The 22,752-nt window shown below is 54.0% G+C and carries 22 protein-coding genes; 15 read left to right on the top strand and 7 right to left on the bottom strand.

All coding sequences use genetic code 11. The annotated features are described in order from the left end of the window. Nucleotides 1–40: 40 nt before the first annotated feature. Nucleotides 41–868, bottom strand: a complete 828-nt coding sequence (locus tag OCA8868_RS03955) for an ABC transporter permease (protein WP_093995207.1) — start codon at nucleotides 866–868, stop codon at nucleotides 41–43. A gap of 93 nt (nucleotides 869–961) precedes the next feature. On the opposite strand from OCA8868_RS03955, the gene OCA8868_RS03950 reads away from it, so the two are divergent. The 7 genes from OCA8868_RS03950 (at nucleotide 962) to OCA8868_RS03920 (ending at nucleotide 7,403) form a co-directional block, all read left to right on the top strand. Further along, entirely contained in the window at nucleotides 962–2,161 is a 1,200-nt protein-coding gene (locus OCA8868_RS03950) for a KpsE/RkpR family capsule polysaccharide export protein (RefSeq protein ID WP_245848019.1), read from the top strand. Between the two features lie 6 nt (nucleotides 2,162–2,167). Continuing rightward, nucleotides 2,168–2,836, top strand: coding sequence for an ABC transporter ATP-binding protein (locus OCA8868_RS03945; protein ID WP_093995206.1), 669 nt, complete (start codon nucleotides 2,168–2,170; stop codon nucleotides 2,834–2,836). Nucleotides 2,837–2,923: 87 nt separating this feature from the next. Continuing rightward, the gene (locus OCA8868_RS03940) at nucleotides 2,924–4,195 is read left to right on the top strand and encodes a glycosyltransferase family protein (protein WP_093995205.1); all 1,272 of its coding nucleotides are present in this window, start codon (nucleotides 2,924–2,926) and stop codon (nucleotides 4,193–4,195) included. Next, a complete protein-coding gene (locus OCA8868_RS03935) occupies nucleotides 4,192–5,424 on the top strand; it encodes a glycosyltransferase (RefSeq protein ID WP_093995204.1) in 1,233 nt (410 codons plus the stop codon). Before OCA8868_RS03940 ends, OCA8868_RS03935 begins: the two co-directional genes overlap by 4 nt. Next, on the top strand, nucleotides 5,421–6,401 hold the full coding sequence (locus OCA8868_RS03930; protein ID WP_093995203.1) for a glycosyltransferase: 981 nt from the start codon (nucleotides 5,421–5,423) through the stop codon (nucleotides 6,399–6,401). The genes OCA8868_RS03935 and OCA8868_RS03930 overlap by 4 nt, the downstream gene beginning before the upstream one ends. A 137-nt stretch (nucleotides 6,402–6,538) precedes the next feature. Beyond that, nucleotides 6,539–7,078, top strand: coding sequence for a Panacea domain-containing protein (locus tag OCA8868_RS03925; protein WP_179214762.1), 540 nt, complete (start codon nucleotides 6,539–6,541; stop codon nucleotides 7,076–7,078). Next, complete coding sequence (locus OCA8868_RS03920) at nucleotides 7,059–7,403, top strand: hypothetical protein (protein ID WP_093995201.1); 345 nt, start codon at nucleotides 7,059–7,061, stop codon at nucleotides 7,401–7,403. Before OCA8868_RS03925 ends, OCA8868_RS03920 begins: the two co-directional genes overlap by 20 nt. Nucleotides 7,404–7,767: 364 nt before the next feature. Here the strand turns inward: OCA8868_RS03920 and OCA8868_RS03910 are convergent, their stop codons facing one another. Both OCA8868_RS03910 and OCA8868_RS03905 read right to left on the bottom strand, forming a co-directional pair. Further along, nucleotides 7,768–7,989 (bottom strand): DUF1653 domain-containing protein, encoded by a 222-nt coding sequence (locus OCA8868_RS03910; RefSeq protein WP_093995199.1) that lies wholly within the window; start codon nucleotides 7,987–7,989, stop codon nucleotides 7,768–7,770. After that, nucleotides 7,986–9,710, bottom strand: a complete 1,725-nt coding sequence (locus OCA8868_RS03905; RefSeq protein WP_093995198.1) for an adenosylcobalamin-dependent ribonucleoside-diphosphate reductase — start codon at nucleotides 9,708–9,710, stop codon at nucleotides 7,986–7,988. The genes OCA8868_RS03910 and OCA8868_RS03905 overlap by 4 nt, the downstream gene beginning before the upstream one ends. A gap of 228 nt (nucleotides 9,711–9,938) precedes the next feature. Between OCA8868_RS03905 and OCA8868_RS03900 the strand changes: the two genes are divergently transcribed. The 3 genes from OCA8868_RS03900 (at nucleotide 9,939) to ade (ending at nucleotide 14,419) form a co-directional block, all read left to right on the top strand. After that, the gene (locus OCA8868_RS03900; protein WP_179214761.1) at nucleotides 9,939–10,571 is read left to right on the top strand and encodes a glutathione S-transferase family protein; all 633 of its coding nucleotides are present in this window, start codon (nucleotides 9,939–9,941) and stop codon (nucleotides 10,569–10,571) included. 44 nt (nucleotides 10,572–10,615) lie between these two features. Continuing rightward, nucleotides 10,616–12,661, top strand: coding sequence for a putative bifunctional diguanylate cyclase/phosphodiesterase (locus OCA8868_RS03895; RefSeq protein ID WP_245848017.1), 2,046 nt, complete (start codon nucleotides 10,616–10,618; stop codon nucleotides 12,659–12,661). Between the two features lie 63 nt (nucleotides 12,662–12,724). Beyond that, entirely contained in the window at nucleotides 12,725–14,419 is a 1,695-nt protein-coding gene (ade, locus tag OCA8868_RS03890) for an adenine deaminase (RefSeq protein ID WP_093995196.1), read from the top strand. Here ade and OCA8868_RS03885 read toward each other — a convergent pair. Genes OCA8868_RS03885 through glmU form a run of 4 tightly spaced genes read right to left on the bottom strand, consistent with a single transcriptional unit; the run spans nucleotide 14,416 to nucleotide 18,973 of the window. Continuing rightward, nucleotides 14,416–15,060, bottom strand: a complete 645-nt coding sequence (locus OCA8868_RS03885; protein ID WP_093995195.1) for a nucleoside/nucleotide kinase family protein — start codon at nucleotides 15,058–15,060, stop codon at nucleotides 14,416–14,418. The two genes, ade and OCA8868_RS03885, sit on opposite strands and share 4 nt — an antisense overlap. A gap of 57 nt (nucleotides 15,061–15,117) precedes the next feature. Further along, nucleotides 15,118–15,804 (bottom strand): DNA alkylation repair protein, encoded by a 687-nt coding sequence (locus OCA8868_RS03880; protein WP_093995194.1) that lies wholly within the window; start codon nucleotides 15,802–15,804, stop codon nucleotides 15,118–15,120. Then, nucleotides 15,801–17,618, bottom strand: coding sequence for a glutamine--fructose-6-phosphate transaminase (isomerizing) (gene glmS, locus OCA8868_RS03875; protein WP_093995193.1), 1,818 nt, complete (start codon nucleotides 17,616–17,618; stop codon nucleotides 15,801–15,803). The genes OCA8868_RS03880 and glmS overlap by 4 nt, the downstream gene beginning before the upstream one ends. A gap of 2 nt (nucleotides 17,619–17,620) precedes the next feature. Next, on the bottom strand, nucleotides 17,621–18,973 hold the full coding sequence (gene glmU / locus OCA8868_RS03870) for a bifunctional UDP-N-acetylglucosamine diphosphorylase/glucosamine-1-phosphate N-acetyltransferase GlmU (RefSeq protein WP_093995192.1): 1,353 nt from the start codon (nucleotides 18,971–18,973) through the stop codon (nucleotides 17,621–17,623). A gap of 117 nt (nucleotides 18,974–19,090) precedes the next feature. On the opposite strand from glmU, the gene OCA8868_RS03865 reads away from it, so the two are divergent. The 5 genes from OCA8868_RS03865 (at nucleotide 19,091) to OCA8868_RS03845 (ending at nucleotide 22,649) form a co-directional block, all read left to right on the top strand. After that, on the top strand, nucleotides 19,091–19,759 hold the full coding sequence (locus OCA8868_RS03865; protein ID WP_093995191.1) for an HAD-IA family hydrolase: 669 nt from the start codon (nucleotides 19,091–19,093) through the stop codon (nucleotides 19,757–19,759). 41 nt (nucleotides 19,760–19,800) lie between these two features. Then, a complete protein-coding gene (locus tag OCA8868_RS03860) occupies nucleotides 19,801–21,021 on the top strand; it encodes a DegT/DnrJ/EryC1/StrS family aminotransferase (protein WP_093995190.1) in 1,221 nt (406 codons plus the stop codon). 110 nt (nucleotides 21,022–21,131) lie between these two features. Next, the gene (locus OCA8868_RS03855) at nucleotides 21,132–21,608 is read left to right on the top strand and encodes a hypothetical protein (RefSeq protein ID WP_143849486.1); all 477 of its coding nucleotides are present in this window, start codon (nucleotides 21,132–21,134) and stop codon (nucleotides 21,606–21,608) included. Beyond that, nucleotides 21,605–22,099, top strand: coding sequence for a lysozyme inhibitor LprI family protein (locus tag OCA8868_RS03850; RefSeq protein WP_093995188.1), 495 nt, complete (start codon nucleotides 21,605–21,607; stop codon nucleotides 22,097–22,099). Before OCA8868_RS03855 ends, OCA8868_RS03850 begins: the two co-directional genes overlap by 4 nt. Nucleotides 22,100–22,193: 94 nt before the next feature. Beyond that, entirely contained in the window at nucleotides 22,194–22,649 is a 456-nt protein-coding gene (locus OCA8868_RS03845) for a hypothetical protein (RefSeq protein WP_093995187.1), read from the top strand. The last annotated feature ends 103 nt before the right edge of the window (nucleotides 22,650–22,752 follow it).

Raw genomic sequence — 22,752 nt, 5'->3', positions numbered from 1 at the left:
GGTTAATAAACGGTAAAAGGGGTGTTAATTTTTGGCTGGGTCAGCGCTGTAGGATGTCGCGGTGGTAGCGGTTGAGTAGAAACAAACCAATTACCAGCAAGCCGAGGCCTAAGGCGATCGGGTAAGCAACCGAGACGTATGTTGGTTGGTAATAGGGGTAATATCCGTCTCGCATCATTCCCACGATGTGCACCAGCGGGTTGTACCACAGGATATCGCGGTAAGGCTGGGGGACGACCTCGAACAAGAAGAAAAGGCATGACGCCAAAAACAATGGACGGTTCAGGACCGCCCATGCTGTCGCCCAAATCGGGAAGGATAGGGTCAAGAAACTGTTCAACGTGCCTACACCAGCGCTCAACACGATGATCATCCCGTAGGCGGTTAATAATTTTGGAAAATCAATCGCTGTGTCAGGCGAACTAAACCAAAGAATGAACCCCATCACGATACAATGTACGATCAATTGGGTGAGGGCGTTCAACGCCAGCCGCGCAACCAACGCGTCAATAAATGTCACGCGCGGGTATTCTAACAAGGCGCGGCTGAATTGGATTGTTTGGCCCAGTTTCGCGGAGATGTCCGAATACATAAGAAACGCCAACAATCCCGTGGCATAAAAGAACGCGAAATCTACGCCAAGGGGGGGCGCGCGAAACCCGATTGAGAAGATTACCGTTAGCAGTGCAATCCCCGCTGCAGGTTCAAGGATCGCCCACAGGTAGCCCCCCGGTGATCTTCCATAAGTTGTTGATATTTCTCGCAAGATGAGGGCGACTATAGCGCGCGGTGTTGCAAAAGGCGCATGTAGTCGCCGCAGCTTTGTGGGTCGGTTTAGCGCTGTCGCGGGGCGTATGGCAAAACCCATTTGGGCTTGTCTCCTCAAGTTTAATCTTTGTTAACAACTTTTGGTTAACGCTTTGGTCACAAGTATGAACAATCATTGATTGAAGAAGTGTTAATGCCAGACACCAGCCAAGACGCCCCCTCGAAAGAAGCCGTCAATCCAGCCGTTGCGCTACCACGTGTTCCGCCCACCGTCGGTCCTGCACGGCGTAAGCGCAGGCATGTGTTCTTGCTGCTTTCGTTGATCTGGCTCGTCTTCGTTCCTGTGGCAATTAGTGCCTACTACCTTTGGGGAATGGCGGCGGATCAGTATGCGTCACGCATTGCCTTCTCTGTCCGCTCAGAAGAACAGAGTTCTCCGATTGAGTTGCTGGGCGGTATCACTGACCTATCTGGATCGAGCTCGTCTGACACCGATGTTTTATACGTCTACCTGAACAGTCAGGAACTGGTGGCGAAAGTGAACGACCGTGTGAATTTGACAAGGATTTGGAGTAAGGTTTCAGTCGATCAGGACCCCGTTTTCGCCTATGATCCAAGCGGTACCATCGAAGACTTACATCGCCATTGGGAGCGCAAAGTCGACATCATTTATGACAGCGGCACGCAACTGATAGAGATGCGGTTTCTGGCCTTTGAGCCCGAGGATGCACGCACAATTGCCGTGGCAGTTTTGGCCGAAAGCACTGCAATGATTAACAATCTGTCGACCCTCGCGCGTGAAGATGCGGTTGGATATGCGCGCGAAGATCTGGAGACCTCTTTGGCGCGACTACGCACGGCGCGTCAGGCGTTGACGTTGTTTCGCAACCGCACCCAAATTGTCGATCCGACGATCGATACTCAGAACCAGATGGGCGTGCTTGTGACGTTGCAACAGCAACTTGCCGACGCTTTGGTTGAGGGGGATTTGCTGCGTGACACTACGAGTGACGGCGACCCGCGCATCACGCAAGCGAACCGCCGCGTTGAGGTGATCCAAAACCGGATCGACGCGGAACGCCAGAAGCTTGGCCTTGGAAATGAAGGCGAGGGGGGCGTTGTGTTTGCGGATTTGGTTGGCGAATACGAAGGCCTGATCGTCGACCGTGAGTTTGCAGAAGTCGCCTATACAACGGCGCTCGCGTCTTTCGACGGGGCCCAAGCCGAAGCGCGGCGCCAGAGCCGGTATTTGGCGGCCCATGTGCAACCAACCTTGGCGCAAAAGGCACAGTACCCAGAACGGTTGAAGATGTTGTTATTGATTGCTCTGTTCTGCAGTTTGACGTGGTGTGTTTTCTGCCTTGTTTACTACAGTTTACGCGACCGAAGCTGAGACGCCATGATCCAGCTTGATCGACTATCCAAAAGTTTCGCGACCCGAACCGGGCGCAAAGTGATTGTTGAAAACCTAACAGCGGTTTTTCCAACGGGCGTAAGCGTTGCGTTGCTAGGGCGTAATGGCGTGGGGAAAAGTACGCTTCTTAAGCTGATAGCGGGAACGATCAGGCCGGATTTCGGCCAGGTGCTTTCCACGGGATCGGTGTCTTATCCAGTGGGGTTCTCGGGTTCGTTTCACGGAGATCTAACGGGGCGCCAGAACGCCCGATTTGTCGCGCGTCTGTATGGTGCGGACACGGATGAACTCGTGCAATTCGTGCAGGATTTCGCTGAACTTGGTGAGCATTTCGATATGCCGTTTCGGACATATTCTGCGGGCATGCGTTCGCGGCTTTCGTTTGGTGTGTCGATGGCGATCCCGTTCGACACATACCTTGTGGATGAGGTGACGTCTGTGGGTGATGGCGCGTTTCGGCAAAAAAGCATTCGGATGTTTGATAAGCGGCGCGAAACGTCGGGTGCGATTGTCGTCAGTCATTCCCCACCGATGGTGCGTCGCATTTGCGATATGGGGGCGGTGTTGGAGGGCGGGGTTTTGCACTGTTACGACGATATTGATGCCGCCTTGGCGCACCATGAAGAGACCCTGAAACGCCCCGCTACTGGCTGACAGTAAATCAAATGTTAATACTTTTGCGGCATTTGCGAATGTAGACATATGACCCGCTTTCTCACTCAGATACTCCGGCCAACGCTGATGCAACGCTTTTATTTGGCCGTCCGCCAAGAGGGGCTCGCAATTGCATTGCGTAAGGCGCGCGTTTTTATCGCGATGCTCTGGCGTGGCGAGGGGCAAAGCGCGCTGAATGCAGACGGCGCTACCGTTGCGCCGGAACACTATTTGCAAAGCATCTGGCAGCAGTTGGCGAAGGGCGAAGCATTCCATCCAACGCCACCCGACAAAGATAGTCGTCGGTTCATCGCAATCATCGGGGATTTAAACCTACCTCAGTGCCGCAAGTACCGGGTTGAGCAATTGGCTGAGTTTTGGGCAGGCCAAGGTGTCGCGTGTGAGTTTGCGCATTTCCAAGACCTGCCGCGCGTTACGCGTCTTTTGACGCGCGCGACACATATGATCGAATATCGGCTCCAATCCTCTCCTGTGACAGAAATGATCCGCTATGAGGCACGCCGTCTTCGGTTGCCGATTATGTACGATATCGATGACCCGCTGTTTTCAATCTCCGCCTACGAAACATACGGCAATATGGGTGTACTTGATCCTGCGATGAAAACCCATTTCGTGGCCGAAGCACCTAGATACCTCGCTATGATGAATGGCGCGGACATGGTGTCTGTTTCGACGCCACAACTGGCACAACACTGCCGCTTGTTTACGGAGCGCCCGGTCCATGTGCGACGAAACTTTGCTGATGATGCGACCCTCATGATGGGCGCCGCAGCTATGAAAGCACGCAATAAAGACGACGGTGTTTTTCGGGTAGGTTTTGCCAGTGGGTCACAGGGCCATGAGGCGGACCTTGCGAGCATATTTGAACCTTTAGAGCGGTTTTTCGAAGGAAACGCGCATCGCTTGGTGTTGCTAGGGCACTTTGACCTCAACCGTTTGCCAGATGTGTTGCGTTCAAGGGCGGACATCGTCCCGTTCACCACCTATGAAAACTATTTACATGAACTGGCCGGTGTGAATTGCACGGTGATGCCGCTTTGCGACGATACGTTTAACCGCTGCAAGAGTGCGGTCCGAGTGATTGATGCAGCGTCCGTAGGCGTGCCTTCGATTGTTGCTCCCGTAGGGGATTTACCGAACCTGATTGTGCAGGGAAAAACCGGGTTTGTCGCAAACAACCAATCTGAGTGGCACACAGCGTTAGGGCGGTTTGAAGGCGCTCGCGATACGACCCGTTGCATCGGGCGAGAGGCACGCCGTCAGTTGGAAACCCATTGGTCTGGCATAGCTGACCCTCATATTATTGATCCGGAAATACTGGACTGGGTGTTGCGTTGACCAGTTGTCATATCCTATTGGCCAATGTGTTTTTTGCGCCTTTCACCTATGGTGGCGCGACTGTCGTTGCTGAGGAAGTTGCCAAGGCTTTGTTGGCGCGTAAAGCGGCCGCATACGAGTATAAGATCACGGCCGTTTCACTGTGTTGCCATAGCGGGCTTGCCGATTACACGGTGCTAAAATCTGAAAAGGATGGAATCCAGAATTTCGTCATCAACGTCCCATCAAAGCGCAGCTATTCGGAGCTTTACGACAACCCGCGAGTGACCGCTTTGATTGGCGAGCTGATGGATGATTTGCAGCCGGATGTTGTTCATGTTCACTGCGTTCAGGATATGGGTGGTGGCGTACTTGAGGCTGCGAAAGACCGCGGCATTCCAAGTATCTTAAGCGTGCATGATTTCTGGTGGCTTTGTGAGCGCCAGTTTATGATCAAGCCGAGCCAAACGTATTGTGGACAAAACCCGATCCGAATTGACGGCTGTCGTGGATGTGTTTCCAATTACGACGCAGCACAAAAACGGTTTACCTATTTGCAAGACATATCGCGCATACCTGATCGCGTGACTTACCCAAGCAAATTCGCACACGATCTGTATGTTTCATCCGGTTTCGCATCTGATCGAGGTGTTGTCTGGGGAAATGGGGTGCGCCTGCCTGCTCCTGATTTTGCTGCCAAACAAACCTCCCGACGTAAGCGGGATACGCGGCTGACGTTCGGGTTTGTTGGTGGACCTTCGCAGATCAAGGGGTGGCCACTTATTCGCGCGGCGTTCAAATCCATTGGGCGCAGTGACTTTCGCGTTCTGTTGGTGGATGGTTCCGCTGAAGCGGATTGGTGGACCGGTGAAACGTTTGCCGACTTACCGGGCGACTGGGAAGTTTATCCACGGTTTGAGCAATCAGAAATGGATGGGTTTTATGCCGAACTCGACGTGCTCTTGTTTATGTCTCAATGGAAGGAAACGTTCGGCCTTGCCGTACGCGAGGCCATGGCGCGTGGTGTTTCCCTGATCCAAACGGATAGCGGAGGGAGTGCGGAACACGGCTCGGCCCACGTGGCTGATCTTATTCCGATTGGCGCTTCGCCTGACGTGCTTAAAGAAGCGATGATCGCCGCGCTAGATCGGCATCCGAACTTTCGTCCGCAACATTCCGTGGTGGATTTTGACGCTCAAGCCGCTGCTTTTGAAGTCATCCTTCAAGATGTACTGGAGGATGCGATATGATGTTGCGTCCCGACGACCTCAACACCGACACGGGAACCCTTGTTGGAACTGCCGGAAGCGATGCAGCCTGCGTTCATATACTGATGGCGGTTCATCAGGGCGAAAACTACCTCGCCCAACAGATGGCGAGTTTTTCTACCCAGACCTATTCCAACTGGCGGCTTTGGGCCGGGATCGACGCGCCTGATGCTAGCGAAGATCAAAGCCGCGAAATGCTGATGACCTGCTCAAAACCACCCACTGTAATGGATGGGCCAATGCGAGGCGTCGCAGCAAATTTCATGACGCTGATGGCTGCTGCTCCGGCTGGGGAAATCTGGGCGCTTGCCGATCAGGATGATGTTTGGCTGCCGCATAAACTGGCGCGGGCGGTTGAGAAACTGAATGAAGTTCCTGCTGATGTGCCGGCCCTTTATTGCGCCCGCACATTGATTGCAGACCATCGGCTCGGCCGCTTGCGCCTTTCCCCTTTGCGTCGTCGAGGCCCGAGTTTTGCAAATGCGTTGGTGCAAAACATAGCCAGCGGAAACACGATTGTTTTGAATGGTGCTGCCACAAAGCTGATCGCTTCTGTCATCGCAGATATTCCAACGCCAGTCATTCATGACTGGTGGCTTTACCAGCTTATCACGAGCGTTGGCGGGCAAGTGATCTGCGATGATCAACCCGTTCTTTTGTATCGTCAGCATAGCAATAACGTGCTTGGTGCAAACGATTGTTGGCGCGCAAGGCTGCATCGGCTTAGGCTTATTCTAGCGGGTGTTTGGGCTGGGTGGACTGATCGAAATCTCGTTTGTTTGCGGCCAATTTCTGACCGGATGACTCCGCAAAACCGTCAGTGTTTGGAAACATTCAGCAAAGCACGGCGATTGTCGGTGTTGCGCCGGATATTTCATTTACGACGTTCCGGAATTTACCGCCAACGACCTGCGGCAGGCGGGGTGATGTGGCTAGCAGCACTATTGGGGCGGCTCTGAGGTGGGGCGGAGTAAACTGTTTTGCAGCACATCAAATGGGGCCTATATACTTAACTAGCCAAGTGTGAGGCTTGAAAGCCAAATATTTTGTTCCCATGTTGTTCTGTGTTATGCTAACGCAAGTCAGGAGGGTATTCATGACAAACGCAACCGCACCAACGACTGCCGCTGCTGTGGCAAATGCATTCCTTGATATACAGGCAGAAGATCATGGGGACTTTCCTCGGATTGACCAAATGAAGCTGTATAAGCTGGTCTACTATGCTCATGCGTGGTGGCTTGCTCAGAGGGACCAAAATCTGTTTGAGGAGGACGTTCATGCGTGGCCTTGGGGTCCTGTTGTCCCCTCACTGTATGGAACGTTTATGGCCGCAGGTCGCGGGCCGATTTCGGGTCTTAGAGCGACCGAATTGGTCAGCTCCGGCATGAAGGTATCTGTTAGGGAGCCTGACGCGCCTGACCAAGATATTATGACTTACCTGCGTTCGGTCTGGGACATCCACAAGAGCTTTTCGGGCGTTCAGCTATCTAACGCAACACATGCGGCAGGCGAGCCGTGGGCTATAGTTCGCGAACAATACGGAGACTTGTCGTCAAAACCTCTTATTCCTAACCCAATTATCCAACGCGTGTTTAAGCAGAAAATTGAGACCCAACATGCTATCGCCGCAGGATAAGCCCGTGCAGCTTGAGGTGTTTCCCCCACTGGAAACACCTGACACCCCTGACCCTGACAGTCAGACAGGACCAACTTACATTCCTGATGGTGCGCCTAATCAGGTTTTCAGAATAAACCTAAAATGGTTCTCCTACGGAACTGATGACAAGCCGCACGCGGCATCATTGCTTTTGTCGTTCATGTTGGGATTCTTGCTATTATGCGTCTTTACCGTTGGTTTGATCGTTGAGCGTTCGTGGATACCCGACGCGATCAAGATACTTGGCACTGCCTTCACGTTTACCGCTGGTGTTGCGATAGGTAAGGGCAGCGCTAAGAAGTAACTCAAATCGCGTTAGTGGGTAAAGAAGTCAGGCCACATTGAGTATTGGTCATCCAGCGGGCCAAATCGCTTCTCGTACAGCCGCTTGAAGTCGTTAATGTCGTCGGACAACTTATGCATAGTAAGAACCTCTTGGCGCTGCTCTCTGAGCTTCTCAAGGCCATATCCTTTTGTCAGAAACTGGTGGAACTTCTGCTTCCGTGTGCCAGACACCTCTGCTTTTGGGTTATTATGGCTCCGAGCGCGATGGCGGATTTGCTGAATTTACGACGTTACCAGCCCAGAATGCTGTATCAGTTGTGTCTGATTTGTCCGATGCCGAGTTGTCCACGTGATGGGAATACTAAGATGCGTTTTACGCCGCCCTATAAGGGCGTGAATCGGCCATCGTAAAATTCAGCTTTTGATCGCACCCAAACAGTGCCCTCCGCATCATCGTATATCACTACGGATGAGCGGTCCGCCTCAAGGATGGCAGGGCCAATCACGCGATAAAGCCCGCCTTTGCGATGGCGATGGGTGGCGGCCCAAGGCGCACTGCTAGATTCGCCGATTAAAATACGCCAAAGGGCAGCGAGTTTGCTCATACAGACAACACAGATCCTGTTACATTATTGGGTCTGTAAGTCGTACACCCTTTGCATCCCGCGTCATAGGCCTCGTGGTAGATGGTCTTGAACTCGTCAAACGCAATGTTTTCGGGGCAGTTCACGGTTTTTGATATCCCACTGTCGACCCATTTTTGCGCGGCGGCCTGCATTGCAACATGGTCTTGCGGAGACAAGTCGGCGGCGGTGACAAAATTATCCGGCAGAGGCGTATCCGCGCCGTGCATTTGACTGAATTGCCATGCCGCATAGTCCATGACCCTCTCGCTGGATTTGCTGCCACCTGGATTCGTTACAACACGGCTGAACGACGTCGAGAAGATCGGCTCGATGCCTGAGGAAACGTTACCAGCAAACATCGAAGTCGTACCTGTCGGAGCAATGGTGGTGAGGGTTCCGTTCCTCAACCCGTGTTTGCGGACCAATTCACGTACATCGGGGTCGAGGTTTTGAATGCTGGGGCCTGCCAAATGTGCATCGGCATTATAACTTGGGAAAACACCGCGTTCTTTGGCGAGAAGGGCTGACGCTTGATAGGCGGCGTTCTGGATGGTTTGCATCCAACTTCCCAACAAGAACACTGACTTAGATGAGCCATAGCGTGCGCCAAGCATTGCGATCGCATCGGCAACGCCTGTCACGCCGACGCCGATCCGTCGTTGGTTTTGGGCTTGTTCCCATTGCGCATCAAGCGCGTAACGCGAGACATCGAGCGTGTTGTCGAGCATGCGAACAGCCACCCGAACCAGATTGCGAAGCTGTGCCACGTCAAGCCGTGCATCAGGTGTGAATGGGGACAGAACCAGTTGGGCTAGGTTCACAGACGCAAGCGGGCAGGTGCCATAGGGGGGGAGTGGTTGTTCGGCACATGAATTGGTCGCTGATATCGTCTCGAGATAGCGCAACGGATTCTGGGCGTTGATCCGGTCGATAAACAGCACACCGGGTTCTGCCGCGGCATATGTCTGTTTCATGATGTTGTTCCAAAGGTCGCGCGCACGAAGGCGGCGCATCACGGTCCCATCCCAAACCAAATTCCATGTGGTGTCCTCTGCGACGGCATCCATAAACGCATCCGTCACCATGACTGAAAGGTTAAAATTGCGAAGGCGTGAACGGTCGGACTTTGCGACAATAAAGGCTTCAATGTCGGGGTGGTCACAGCGCATCGTCGCCATCATCGCGCCGCGCCCCATTCCTTTCACGATCATCTTGCAGGTGACGTCGAAAATATCCATGGCAGCCAGGGGCCCAGCCGCAAGACAGTCAAGCCCGCGAACATGGGTTCCTGTTGGGCGGATTGTCGAGAAATCAAACCCAATTCCGCCACCCATCTGCATAGTAAGGGCTGCGTCTTTCAGCGTATCCATAATGCCGTCAACACTGTCTGGAATGGTCCGCATCACAAATGTATTTGAGAGCGTTACATTGCGATTGGTGCCACAGCCGGACAAAATCCGCCCACCCGGAAGAACCTTGAAGTTTTGCATAGCATTAACGAAGGCCGCGCGTGTTGCGGGTTGATCAGAAGGTGCTTCAATAGATGCGAGGCCACGAGCCACACGTTCCCAAGTGTCCTGCACAGAGTTATCTAAAACCTCACCCGCAGTATTGTAACGGTATTTGGCGTTCCAGATTCGCTCGGCTATAGGTTGTGAGAAAAAAGGCGTGGATGTCTGTTCTTGATTTGCATCATACATTGATATTTCCATTTTGGCAGCTTATTTTAAACGATTCATTTACTACTATGGTTAACGAAGTGTTAGTATACGATTAAACTTATAGTTGCGCATATGTTGGCGCTAGTCCAGTTTTAAGGGGAAGGTTTGGCTTAGGAGTGAGGGAAAACTATGTAGCCGCGGTTAGGCGGCTGTTAAGCAGCAAGGCTTATGAAGACATCAGGGGCGCTCAAAGAAAGGCGAAATCTGATGACTGAATTATATGCGTGTGCTGGATCTGGGAATTGCATGAAGCCTTGGTTGGCTATCAACCAATTGGGTAAGGACATAAGTTTGAAGTTGGTGGACGTCTTGAATGGAGAACAAAAGAGTGCGTCGTATCTCGCGGTGAATCCCAAAGGCGTAGTTCCGTTCTTAGTCACAGCTGATGGTGAAGGCATCGGAGAGAGCAACGCAATTTTGTGGTACCTTGCCGAAGGTACGCACCTGATGCCGCAAACGGCGCAAGCACGTGCCGAAGCGTTGCAATGGATGTTTTTCGAGCAGACCAAACTTGAACCCTTTATCGCGCCCGCACGGTTTTTCTCCTTCATTGTTCCGCAAGAACGTGACGCTCATCATGACGAAATCATTGCCTGGCAGGAGGGCGCACGACCGGGCTTGGCGCAGTTAGACGACCATCTGGCAAAGCGACGGTTTATTCTAGAACAGGGCTATAGCGTCGCAGACATTGCGGTGTTCGGCTATGTCCACGTCTTGCAAGAAGCTGGCTTGGATATCGTAGAAACCCCAAACATTGCGCGTTGGATCGAAGACGTATCCAAGACGGAAAACTTTTGTTCACTTGATGAACTCAGCAGTCATACTTTGCGGGCTGCGTAATGGGCTAACTCACGAGATATGACAAAAGGACCTGACGCGAACCGATGAAAATCATGTCGATCATGCAACAAGAGCCAACGCTTGCAGCGCGCTCTGTTTCCGATGTAAACGCAGATGCGGTACTGGACCGTCTGGACGTCGCTGTTTGGGTTTTCGACATCGATTATTCGCGGATTGTATATGCGAACCCAGCAGCGCTTAGTTTGTGGAAAGCCAATTCCCCAGATCAACTTTACACCCGGGATTTGGCGTCAGACATGACCCCGACAGTCGCAAAGCGACTGAAGCAGTACCAAAATGATTTTTCACAGTCAGACGCGTCGTTCACTGAACTTTGGACAATCTATCCAAATGGAAAACCCCAAAGTGTTATGGTTGTGTACCGTGGCTATCGTCTCTCAGATGGCCGTATGGCGATGCAGTGCGAGGCTATTGGTGATGTAGAGAATCAGCCTGAGAACTTACGCAGCGCTGAGGCGCTTTTGCATACCGATGTGATGATCACGATGTTCAGCATGGAGGGCCCTCCACTCTATTTGAATCCGGCGGCTCGAAATAGCTTTCTTGCACCGATCGAAAGTTTTAGCAGCCTTTTTGACGACCCGACTGACTTTGAAAGGGTCATTTCGCTTGTTGAAGAAGTTGGCGAGCACCGATTGGTAACGCGGCTTCAAACGGTGCATGGTAACCGCTGGTTTGATCTGTCCGTCAAAAGCTGTTCGGACGCTGTGACTGGGCAGCCGGCGATTTTGTTTACGGCGATCGATGTAAGCGAGTTGAAAGAGGCGCGTGACACGGCCCGCCACTTAGCCAATCGTGATCAACTGACGAACTTACACAATCGGTCTTACCTTCAAGCCTATTTGGCGCGTCTCGAAGAAAGTGGTGCCGCGAAGGGAAGTTCGGTCATCTTCTTTGATGTTGATCGTTTCAAGCTCGTCAATGACAGATACGGGCACGAAGCAGGCGACACAGTTCTTAAACAAATAGCAATGCGTACGCGGGCTTCGCTAAGAACGCAGGACTTGGTTGCGCGGTTGGGTGGCGATGAATTTGTGGCAGTGATTGAAGGGCAAACCTCCAAGGCTGCGTTGGAGCGACGTATCGAACGATTGCGCAACGCTATTGCCGCCCCAATTATGCACGACAAAACCCGTATCGATACGACCATCAGTGTCGGTGTCGCTGGATATACCGATGACGCGACGCGGTTTTCCGATGTGCTCCGAGAAGCTGACATCGCGCTGTATGCTTCTAAACAGGCTGGACGAAATTGTATCACGTTCTTCAATACGGAAATGGGTGCAGCCGCACTAGAACGTGACCAAACCGAAGTTGCGCTAAAGAAAGCCGTGATGGAGAAGGAGTTCGTCCTTCACTACCAACCGCGGCTTGATATCAAGACGGGCAAGATTGTGGGCGCGGAGGGACTTGCGCGTTGGCTCCATCCTGAGCGTGGGTTGGTGATGCCGGCTGCTTTCATTTCTATCTGCGAAGAAACTGGCCTGATTGATGAATTGGGGCGGATTGTTCTCGAAATCGGATGTGCTCAGGCGATTGAATGGCGTCGCGCTGGGCTTGATTTGGATCTGTCGCTGAATGTTTCGCCGCGACAGTTCTCAGATCCTGGTTTTTTGAACCTATTGAAGGAACTGGCGTCGCAACCAGACTTCCCTCACGGCCATATTGAATTGGAAATTACGGAGACTGTTCTGATTGGCGATCACGAGCTGATTGCAGAAAAGTTGCGAGTCATTACTGAGATTGGGTACCGCATCGCGATTGACGATTTCGGCACCGGTTATTCTAACCTTTCCTATATCTCACGTTTTCCTTTGACCTGTCTGAAAATCGATCGATCCTTTGTCGATCAGCTCCCCGAGTCCGGCCCGATTGTTCAGCTGATCCTAACCCTTGGCCAGCAGATTGGCGCACGTGTCGTTTCTGAAGGGGTCGAAACGCAAGAGCAACTCGATTGGCTGATTGAGCATGAGTGTGAAGAAGTGCAGGGATACCTAATTACACGCCCTCTTGATGTGGAAGGGTTCGAAGCTTTCCTAGATGGCACGGCGCCAACTGCCGCTCCCTAATACTGCGCGATCTGGACGCCGTGCCAAAACTGCTGTCTGTTGCTCAAAAGGCGGGAGGGCGCGATGGCCGAACTTTCTCACAAGATATCTCAGGGGCGCGGTGATGCACCTGCGGATGTTGTCCTGCGTGGGGCACAGGTCTTTGACGTCATAACTGGGGCATTGTTGGACGGTGATATTGCGATTTGTGGCGATACGATTGTCGGAACGTCAGCATCTTACGAAGGCAAAGAGATTGTTGATGTCAGCGGACTTACGTTGGTGCCAGGGTTTATCGATACCCATCTCCATATCGAAAGCAGCCTTGTAACACCGTTTGAATTTGACCGCCTCGTCACGCCGCTCGGCGTCACTACAGCAATTTGCGACCCGCATGAAATCGCTAATGTTTTGGGTGTCGCAGGTATTCAGTATTTTCTTGATGCAGCACTTGAGACGGTTCTGGATATTCGCGTGAACTTGAGTTCCTGCGTGCCGTCGACAAACATGGAAACCTCTGGTGCCCGCATCGAGGTCGAAGATCTCGAGCTGTTGCGACCCCATCCGCAGGTTATCGGGTTGGCTGAAGTCATGAACTATCCCGGTGTTATTCACCAAGACCCGGGGATCATGGCAAAAATTGAAGCGTTCAATGGCGGCCATATTGATGGCCACGCACCAATGCTTTCGGGTAGGGACCTTAATGCCTACATCGCTGCAGGTATCCGAACAGAGCACGAGGCAACGAGCGTCGTAGAAGCCCGTGAAAAACTGCAAAAGGGATTGCGGGTTTTGATCCGCGAGGGATCAGTTTCTAAAGACCTAGACGCGCTTTTACCGCTGCTGGATGAACGCACTGCGAGCTACATGTGCCTTTGCACGGATGATCGAAACCCGCTTGATATCGGCGAACATGGTCATCTTGATTACCTAATCCGAACAGCGATTGCGCGCGGCGTTTCGCCGGTGGCGGTATACCGTGCCGCGTCCCTGTCGGCAGCGGAGGCATTTGGCTTGAAGGATCGCGGTCTGATTGCGCCGGGCCAACGCGCTGACATTGCCGCCCTAGGGAGCTTGGAAAACTGCGATGCGAAGCTGACTTTCTGTGGCGGAGTTCATGCCGCTGAAGCGGCGTTTAAGGCCCGTAAGATCACTCCGACGATCGGGCGTAAGTCCGTGAAAGCGCCGATTGTTCAAGCGCAGGATTTTCGAACCACTTCAAATCGCAGCGAAACGGATGTTATTGGCGTTATTCCCGGAAAGATTATCACCGAACATTTGCACGAGGTGATCGAGCCCAAAAATGGCGACAAGGCGCCTGATATTGCGCGCGACCTCATCAAGATCGCGGTGATTGAGCGCCATGGTATTAACGGAAATATTGCTACGGGCTTTGTTAAAGGGTTTGGGTTGCGCCGCGGGGCCATTGCCTCAACGGTCTGTCATGACCACCATAATATCGCCTGTGTCGGTGCCGACTACGACGACATGGCGCTGGCCAGCAATCGAATGACCGAGCTAGAGGGGGGCTTTGTCGTCGCGCAAAACGGCGAGATTCTTGCCGAGTTGTCGCTACCTGTCGCGGGCTTGATGAGTTTGGAACCGTTTGAGCAAGTGCGCGAAACGTTGGAAGACCTGCGGGAGGCCGCGAAAAGCCTCGGGGTGACGCTTGAAGAACCCTTCCTACAGCTTGCGTTCCTAGCGCTTCCAGTAATCCCGATGCTAAAGATCACAGACCGTGGTATGGTCGATGTCGCGAAGTTCGAGATTATCAGCTAGGTGATTTGCCCATCCGCTGTGAGCGTCAGCATTGCCGGCAATGCCTTGTCCAACACGTCTTGCGCATTGGGGAGGTCGTTCATTGTGGCACGTCGCGTAGCGGCCGTCTGACTAAGACCGTGATCAAGCCAACGCTGAATAAGGCGCGCGCGCAGGTCGTCCATCGGCACGTCGAGGCGTACAGACAGCGTCCAAAGGGGGGCGATGTTGAACCAAGGCGCGTCATCAAACAGCAAGTAGTTACCTTCAACGATAACAACCTCGGCACTGGCTGGCACGATGCGCGCGCCTGCAATTGCGGTGTCACGGGTACGGTCAAATACGGGTACCGCGACGTCCACCCGTTCCTTCAAGCGACGCACCAAATGTACAAAGCCGGCACCGTCAAATGTGTGCGGTGCACCCTTCCGGTTTAGGTCTCCGCGCGATTCAAGTATCTGATTGTCCAAATGAAAACCGTCTTGCGGGACGATAACGGTTTCGCATTTTTGGGCGTTTAGCCGTCGGGCGAGTTCTTCGGCAAGTGTGGTTTTCCCACTGGCAGGTGGTCCCGCGATTGCGACGAGAATACGTGACGGCCCGTCACGTAGGGCGTGAATGCGCTCGGCCAGAATGTTGATTTGAGGCGTTAGGTCTAACAAGGAAGTCTCCAGTTCAATTCATTTGAATCGAAGCCGGATGAGATCGCAAGTGGCTTGCTATCGCGGTGGCAAATTTCGGCTGGCATCTTTGCGCAGGGAGGGTTTCATCTTGTCCCCGTGTAGATCGAGAAACGCCCAAACGCGTGGCGCGTCATGACGGCCCAGTTCACGCAACCACCACGAAACGGATTTTTGGATGAACCAAGCGGGATCATTCGTGTACTCAGCCGCCCAACCTAGAACACGTTCACGAATTTCTAGGTCTTGCGGCTTGGGGTTGTTCATTTTCGTCCACGGCAACGTCATGACCATCGCGGCGCGTTTCGTCCAAAGGTGATCGGAGGTTGCCCATGTTTCAACTATGTCGACGCGCGAGGGGTCGGCGAGCAGGCGGCGTGAACCCGCGCCACAGACGTGATCGGCAATCGCCCAAGCGTCAAACTGGGGAACCCATGACTGGATTAAATCCCAAACGGCATCATCGGGATTGATGCGGGCTTGCACCAATAGTTTTGCCGCCGCGACGCGGGCTTCATGGATATTGCTGTCCCAAAGGTCAGACGCGAGTGTTGTGCGATCTTCAAGCGAAAGCGCAGCGCGCCATTCTTTGACCGCCTCGTAGATCACAGGGTTCGCGACGCCAAAATAGGGACGGTCAGCCTTGTGGTAGGCTTTCATCTCAGCCGCTTTTTGCGGGTTTGCGTGGATTTGCAGCGCCGCAATCGCGTCCTCAAGCGGGATCATTCGACGGTCACAGATTTGGCGAGGTTGCGTGGTTGGTCAACGTCTGTGCCTTTGGCAACAGCGGTGTGATAGGCAAGCAGCTGGGCCGGGATCGCATAGACGATCGGGGCAACGAAGGGGTCGACTTCTGGCATTAGGATCGTGTCCCAAACGCCGGGGCCGGCTTCTTTGGCGCCTTGCTCGTCTGTGATCAAAAGTACCTTCCCGCCACGGGCCATAACTTCTTGCATGTTGGAAATCGTCTTGTCGAATAGTGCATCGCGCGGCGCCATGACGATGACGGGCACATGTTCATCTACCAGTGCGATGGGCCCGTGTTTTAATTCACCTGATGCATAAGCTTCGGCGTGTATATAGCTGATTTCTTTCAGTTTAAGTGCGCCTTCGTGGGCAAGGGCATACATAGGGCCGCGTCCCAAGAACAGGATGTCACGTGCCTCGGCTAGGTTGCGGGAAACCGCTCTTGTGCGTTCTCCAAGGGCCAATGCGTGGTTCATGATACCCGGAACCGACTTCACCTGTTCGAGCGCTTCGGCCACTTGTTTCGCGTCCATATGTCCGCGGTCCTGCGCGGCTTTGATTGCAAGGATCGCGAGGACCGTTAGTTGGCATGTGAATGCTTTTGTCGATGCCACGCCGATTTCTGTGCCCGCCAAAATTGGCAGCGGCAGGTCGCTTTCGCGGGCGATGGAACTTTCAGGGACGTTCACCACAGAGATGATTTTGTCGACTTTGCCTTCGCAATAGCGAAGTGCGGCTAGGGTGTCTGCGGTCTCACCGGACTGGCTGACGAACAGTGCTGCCGTGCCTTTGGTGATGGGTGGTTCGCGGTAGCGGAATTCGGATGCGACGTCGATTTCGACGGGCAGGCGAGCCACTTGTTCAAACCAGTATTTCGCTACGAGGCAGGCATAATACGCGGTGCCACAAGCGACCATCGTCAAGCGATCGATCGCAGCAAAATCAAGGCCGGGATCTGGAAGTTCGATCTTCCCGTTCTTGAGGTAATAGCCGAGCGCGTTGGTCAACACCGAGGGTTGCTCCGCGATCTCTTTGGACATGAAGTGTTTGTGGCCGCCTTTGTCGACGGAGGCGGTATCTATGTTGATAACGCGCATTTCGCGGTTGGCGATGCGGCCTTCGCCGTCTCGGATTTCAACGGATGTACGGGTGACAACGGCCCAGTCGCCTTCGTCCAGATAGGTGACTTTGTCGGTCATTGGGGCGAGGGCAATCGCGTCGGAACCGACGAACATTTCACCGTCGCCGTGGCCAATCGCAAGGGGGGAGCCCTTGCGCGCCGCGATCATCAGGTCTTCTTCGCCGTCAAACAGGAAGCACAGCGCATAGGCACCTTCAAGGCGCGCGATGGTTTTTTCCGCCGCTTCGCGTGGGCTAAGCCCTTGATCCATAAAGCTTTGCGCCAGGAGGGCGACCGTTTCGGTGTCGGTGTCAGTCTCGTACCCGATGCCCCTTTCGGCCAATTCTTCACGCAACTCGCGGAAGTTTTCGATGATGCCGTTGTGAACGACGGCCACGTGGCCTGTCTTGTGCGGGTGGGCGTTGTTTACATTTGGCTGGCCGTGGGTCGCCCAACGTGTGTGGCCGATACCGGATTTGCCGGCGAGCGGTTCATGCACCAGCAAATCCTGAAGGTTAACCAGTTTGCCAACGGCGCGGCGGCGATCAAGTGCGCCACCATTTACCGTTGCAATACCTGCGCTGTCATAGCCGCGATATTCGAGTCGTTTGAGCGCCTCAACAAGGATCGGGGCCGCTTCATGCTGTCCAAGGACACCTACAATTCCACACATTTTCAGGACTCCTTAGAGGCTTTTGCCTTCTTAAACTTTAACTTTTCGAACAATTTACGGGCAAAACCTGTTTTGTTTTCTTGGCGGGCGCGGCCGACGGCCAAATCGCCGTCTGGAACGTCCTTGGTGATGATGGTTCCCGTTGCCGTCATGCTGTCGTCGCCCAGCGTTACCGGCGCGACAAGCATGGTGTTGGACCCAACAAACACGTTCTTGCCGATGGTCGTGCGATGTTTGAACACGCCGTCGTAGTTGCAGGTGATTGTGCCTGCGCCGATGTTGGATTTTTCGCCAATCTGCGCGTCACCAATATAGCTGAGGTGGTTTATCTTCGCGCCCGCATCAATCGTCGCGTTTTTAACTTCCACGAAGTTGCCAATCTTCACGCCTTCTGACAGCTCTGCACCTGGGCGCAAACGCGCGTAGGGGCCAACGACGCTTTCACGCGACACGTGGCAGCCTTCAAGGTGGCTAAAGGCGCGGATGGTGGCGTTGTTTTCAACGGTCACGCCAGCGGCGAACACTACGTTCGGTTCAATCACCGTGTCCGCTCCAATATAGGTATCATGGCTGAAGTAGACGGTATCGGGCGCGTGCATGGTCACGCCGTTTTCCAGCGCATCTGCACGGGCGCGGGTTTGAAATGCGACCTCGGCGACGGCCAGTTCTGGGCGTGAGTTAATGCCCATGGTTTCGGCTTCGTCACAACGTACCACGGTGGCGGACAGACCTTTGGTTCGGGCGATGCTGATAATGTCTGTCAGGTAGTATTCGCCGGATGCGTTTTCGTTTGAAACGCCGTCGATCAGATCAAACAAGACGTCAGATTTGGCGCAAATAACGCCAGAATTACATAGCGTTATGGCGCGTTCAGCATCCGTTGCGTCTTTGAATTCAACAATCGCATCCAACGCCTCACCGTCCATAACCAAGCGCCCGTAGCGGCCCGGATCAGCGGCATCAAAGCCCAGAACGACAACATCGTGTTCCGCGCGCGCCGCCAACATTGCATCCAGCGTTTCGGGCTGAATGAATGGCGTGTCGCCGTACAAAACGATCGCGTTGCCGTCAAAACCAGAAAGCGCATCACCGGCTTGCAATACGGCATGCGCCGTCCCGAGTTGTTCTGTCTGCAAAACCACATCAACATCGTTGGACCAATCGCGTGCAGAGGCTTCCACTAACTCGGCCCCGTGGCCAGCAACGATGACAGTTTTTTCAGGCTCTAACGATGCACCAGCCTTCATCGCGTGCACCAATAGCGGTGCACCGGCGATCTTATGCAGAACTTTGGGCAGATCGGATTGCATCCGTGTGCCTTTTCCTGCGGCCAGAATAATAAGAGCGACTGTCATAGGTGCCTCAAGGTTGTAGTTTTTCCACCTTCATACGCAGGAATGCTAATTGCGCAAGTCTGGGGGCTTCACATCCCATGTCGCTGCGTTACAGAAGGGTAAACAGGGGAAAACAACATGCGATCAGTCATATTTGATTTGGACGGAACACTTGCGGATACATCTGGTGACCTCATCGCCGCTGCGAATGTCTGTTTTGAAGGGCTTGGCCTTGGCGCTTTGCTTGATCCGATGACCGACGCAGGAACTGCGTTGCGCGGTGGTCGGGCGATGCTCGCACTGGGGTTTAGCCGCGTGGACGGGTTTGGTGAGGATGAAATTATGCGTCAATACCCCGTTTTGCTTGAGGCATATGCGCGTGATATCGACACCCACACAGTTATGTATAACGGCGCGATGGACGCTGTTGAGGCTTTGAAATCAGCGGGTTACGGTGTTGGCATTGCGACGAACAAACCAGAAGGACTGGCCGAAGAGCTGATGAAACGGTTGGGCGTGCGCGATGCGTTCGCGTCCCTTGTGGGGGCGGACACGCTGCCTGTGCGCAAGCCTGATCCAGAGCATTTGTTCGAAGCTGCGCGGCGTTTGGGCGGGGATCCAATGAAGACCTGTTTGGTTGGTGACAGCGATACGGACCGCAATACGGCATTGGCCGCAGGGGTTCCGTCGATCCTTGTGACGTTTGGACCATCGGGTGAGGACATGGCCGCGCTGAAGCCAGAGGCACTGATCGATGACTTCGCTGAGCTTCCGTCAGTTGTTGAGCGGCTTTTGGCCGGCGCGTAAACACCATTGACGCGTCACGCACGCACGCCCACACATGCCCCATGATAGAGAATACTCCAGAACAGTTCACCGGTAGTTTTACCCAACAGGAACCCATCCCGCAGGCGGGTATTGATGCAGCCTTGGCTGTGATGGGGCATGGACGGTTGCACCGATATAACACGGTTGACGGAGAAATTGCCGAAGCGGCTCTGCTAGAAGAAGAGTTTGCGGCTTACACAGGGGCGAAGTACTGCCTTGCCGTGGCGTCGGGTGGCTATGCGATGACAACGGCGTTGCGGGCTTGCGGTATCGGGCATGGTGACAAGGTTCTGACCAATGCGTTCACTTTGGCCCCCGTCCCGGGTGCAATTGCCGCCGTGGGTGCTGCGCCTGTTTTTGTCGGCGTCACCGAGGATCTGGTGATCGACCTTGAGGAACTTGCCGCGAAAATTGACCAAGCCAGCGTGCTGCTGCTGTCCCATATGCGGGGTCATATCTGCGATATGGATGCGTTGATGGCGTTGTGTGACGGGGCAGGGGTGACAGTGATCGAGGACTGCGCCCATACGATGGGGGCCGAATGGAACGGCGTGCCGTCGGGCCGTTGGGGCAAGTTTGGCTGTTATTCTACCCAGACCTATAAGCACATGAATTCCGGCGAGGGTGGCCTTCTGATCAGTGACGACGCCGAGGGAATGGCCCGGGCTATCATGATGTCGGGCAGCTATATGCTGTTTGAACGCCACCGTGCCGCGCCGCCGCCTGAAACCTTCGCGCAGATCAAGTATGAGACGCCCAATATCTCGGGGCGGATGGACAACCTGCGCGCAGCGATCCTGCGCCCGCAGCTTGCTGATCTGGCAACCCAATGTGACCGCTGGAATGCGCTGTATCACGCGGTTGAAACCGGTCTGAAGGGCACACCGGGTTTGCGGTTAATTGATCGCCCCGAGGTCGAGCGTTTCGTCGCGTCCTCGTTCCAGTTCCTTCTGCTCGACTGGAAACCGGATGCCGTTCAGGACGTCATCACGCGCTGTCTAAAGCGCGGGGTTGAGCTGAAATGGTTCGGCGGCGCGGAACCGGCGGGGTTCACCTCGCGCTATGACAGCTGGCGCTATGCGGCGTCCGAGCCGATGCCGAAAAGCGACCGTATTCTGGCGGGCATCATTGATATGCGCTTGCCGCTGACGTTCTCGATCGAGGATTGCGCCCAGATTGCCCGCATTATTCGCGCCGAGGTCGGCGCCGTTTGGCAAAGTGGGGCAGGGGCTGCTTTGTAAGATTTCCCTCTATTTCAATCTTGCATGATATCTTGCACAAAGACCTTCATGAACTGAAGGCACTGCAGGAACGCCTGCTTTCGGCGCGATTTAGGGAATTGGGAACGAATATGCGGATTTTAGCTTTCGTGGTTATGGCTATGTTTGGATCGCCCACGCTGGCTGAAGACGCAACCATCCCGCAAGAGGACGTCACTGGGTTCGAGGCCTGCTTCATTCAGCTGATGATCGACAATCCGGACAACGCGATGCTGGAAGTGATGGGGCCGATCGTCTGCGGTGAACGTCATGTTCCTATGGGGCAGTCCTGCGATGCGCTGGGTTACATGTTGTTTGATCGCCGTGAGGCGTGCAAGCAAGATGATTTGGTATTCTGGCAAGCCCAAGTTGAAACACGCGCCGCCGCTGCCGTTGAAGAGGGGCGTTCAGGTGTAGGAATGCTACATCTGTCTGGGTTACAACGTTGCCAAGAAGAACTCGACGAGGGCCCAGAAAGGCTTGATTGCAAGATTGAGATCAACTGGCGTACGTCCATGGAATTCATCGCAGCCGATCTGATCGCAGAACTTGTTGGAGATGCAGAATGAAACACCTGTTAATCGTTTTGTTTAGTGCACTTGCGGTGCCCGCCGCCGCGCAAGATTTCAGCATTGATCCGCATCTGATTGACCGTTGCTTAGCGATAAACGACGAAACACCGATGCGGTGTGTTGGGCGGCAAGCGGACGAATGCGCGCAGCGCAATGGCGGCGGGGCTGACATGGTGATTTCCGCCTGTCTGGCTGCGGAAGCTGAGGTTTGGGATGGTATGTTGAACCGAGTTTACGGAAGGGTACTTGAGCACGCCAAAACCCATGAACGCTGGGACGTCGGATATCAACCGAACCAGCTCACAGATGCGGTGCGCGAGATGCAGCGCGCATGGATTGCGTATCGTGATGCGACCTGTGGGCATGCACTTGCACGCGCCACACCGTTTGGATCTGGCGCTGGGCCGGCGATTAATGAATGTGAGTTGCATGAAACGGCACGGCAGTACTTTCAGCTGACACGCATCGAACGGTCGTACCGCCAATGATTCGCGTTTCGCACTATGCATGGCTTGCACACTCCACGATATCATGCGTTAGGATTTCCTAGAAACTAACCGCCAATTCTAAAAGGCATCTGACATGTCCGATAAACCTAATCGCCGCGACTTTTATTCCGGTATCCCGTGGGTGAACGTGACCGCGCAAGAAGCGCATGCGCATCCGCTTGGGAAATTGGGGCCGATTGAATGGGCGATCGCCCTGTATTTTATCGCGATTGCCATCCTGAAATTCTGGTTGGCGCTTTATTATGACTTGGGGTTAGGGGCCGCATTTTTGAACGGCGTCTGGCCCTTGCTCGTTGGTTTGGGGCTGGCGCTGCGTGTGCCTTGGGCCGTGATAATGGCGATGATTTCCGCGGCATTGACCGCCTATGCGCTGGTGCGCGGCTTGGGCGGCGGCGGAAGTCTGATAACCTTGTTTGAGATGATCGCGAGTGTCGGGATTCTGTTCTATCTTATTGATGCAGATCGCCCGAACCTGATCTATCGCCACCGCTATCGTAAATACTCTGTTGAGGACGATAACGCGGAGTAAAACTTCGGCGCAGGCGCGAGGGGTTCAAAAAACACCAGAATAGGTACGATTGCGGGCAGTTGATGGCTCTCGGCCCGTTGACCCTCCTAGGCCCGCAAGATAA

The organism is Octadecabacter ascidiaceicola, from assembly GCF_900185015.1.
In the GTDB taxonomy this organism is placed as follows: domain Bacteria; phylum Pseudomonadota; class Alphaproteobacteria; order Rhodobacterales; family Rhodobacteraceae; genus Octadecabacter; species Octadecabacter ascidiaceicola.
This window is presented reverse-complemented; position numbering and strand designations above follow the sequence as displayed.

Excerpts from the sequence above, each read along its gene's own strand:
- OCA8868_RS03940 (WP_093995205.1), top strand. The coding sequence starts at position 2,924 with ATGCAACGCTTTTATTTGGCCGTCCGCCAAGAGGGGCTCGCAATTGCA.
- OCA8868_RS03910 (WP_093995199.1), bottom strand. The coding sequence starts at position 7,989 with ATGAGCAAACTCGCTGCCCTTTGGCGTATTTTAATCGGCGAATCTAGC.
- ade (WP_093995196.1), top strand. The coding sequence starts at position 12,725 with ATGGCCGAACTTTCTCACAAGATATCTCAGGGGCGCGGTGATGCACCT.
- OCA8868_RS03925 (WP_179214762.1), top strand. The coding sequence starts at position 6,539 with ATGACAAACGCAACCGCACCAACGACTGCCGCTGCTGTGGCAAATGCA.
- OCA8868_RS03845 (WP_093995187.1), top strand. The coding sequence starts at position 22,194 with ATGTCCGATAAACCTAATCGCCGCGACTTTTATTCCGGTATCCCGTGG.
- OCA8868_RS03855 (WP_143849486.1), top strand. The coding sequence starts at position 21,132 with ATGCGGATTTTAGCTTTCGTGGTTATGGCTATGTTTGGATCGCCCACG.
- OCA8868_RS03950 (WP_245848019.1), top strand. The coding sequence starts at position 962 with ATGCCAGACACCAGCCAAGACGCCCCCTCGAAAGAAGCCGTCAATCCA.
- OCA8868_RS03850 (WP_093995188.1), top strand. The coding sequence starts at position 21,605 with ATGAAACACCTGTTAATCGTTTTGTTTAGTGCACTTGCGGTGCCCGCC.
- OCA8868_RS03945 (WP_093995206.1), top strand. The coding sequence starts at position 2,168 with ATGATCCAGCTTGATCGACTATCCAAAAGTTTCGCGACCCGAACCGGG.
- OCA8868_RS03955 (WP_093995207.1), bottom strand. The coding sequence starts at position 868 with ATGGGTTTTGCCATACGCCCCGCGACAGCGCTAAACCGACCCACAAAG.
- OCA8868_RS03920 (WP_093995201.1), top strand. The coding sequence starts at position 7,059 with ATGCTATCGCCGCAGGATAAGCCCGTGCAGCTTGAGGTGTTTCCCCCA.
- OCA8868_RS03860 (WP_093995190.1), top strand. The coding sequence starts at position 19,801 with ATGATAGAGAATACTCCAGAACAGTTCACCGGTAGTTTTACCCAACAG.
- OCA8868_RS03895 (WP_245848017.1), top strand. The coding sequence starts at position 10,616 with ATGAAAATCATGTCGATCATGCAACAAGAGCCAACGCTTGCAGCGCGC.
- glmU (WP_093995192.1), bottom strand. The coding sequence starts at position 18,973 with ATGACAGTCGCTCTTATTATTCTGGCCGCAGGAAAAGGCACACGGATG.
- OCA8868_RS03900 (WP_179214761.1), top strand. The coding sequence starts at position 9,939 with ATGACTGAATTATATGCGTGTGCTGGATCTGGGAATTGCATGAAGCCT.
- OCA8868_RS03865 (WP_093995191.1), top strand. The coding sequence starts at position 19,091 with ATGCGATCAGTCATATTTGATTTGGACGGAACACTTGCGGATACATCT.
- OCA8868_RS03905 (WP_093995198.1), bottom strand. The coding sequence starts at position 9,710 with ATGTATGATGCAAATCAAGAACAGACATCCACGCCTTTTTTCTCACAA.
- OCA8868_RS03930 (WP_093995203.1), top strand. The coding sequence starts at position 5,421 with ATGATGTTGCGTCCCGACGACCTCAACACCGACACGGGAACCCTTGTT.
- OCA8868_RS03880 (WP_093995194.1), bottom strand. The coding sequence starts at position 15,804 with ATGATCCCGCTTGAGGACGCGATTGCGGCGCTGCAAATCCACGCAAAC.
- glmS (WP_093995193.1), bottom strand. The coding sequence starts at position 17,618 with ATGTGTGGAATTGTAGGTGTCCTTGGACAGCATGAAGCGGCCCCGATC.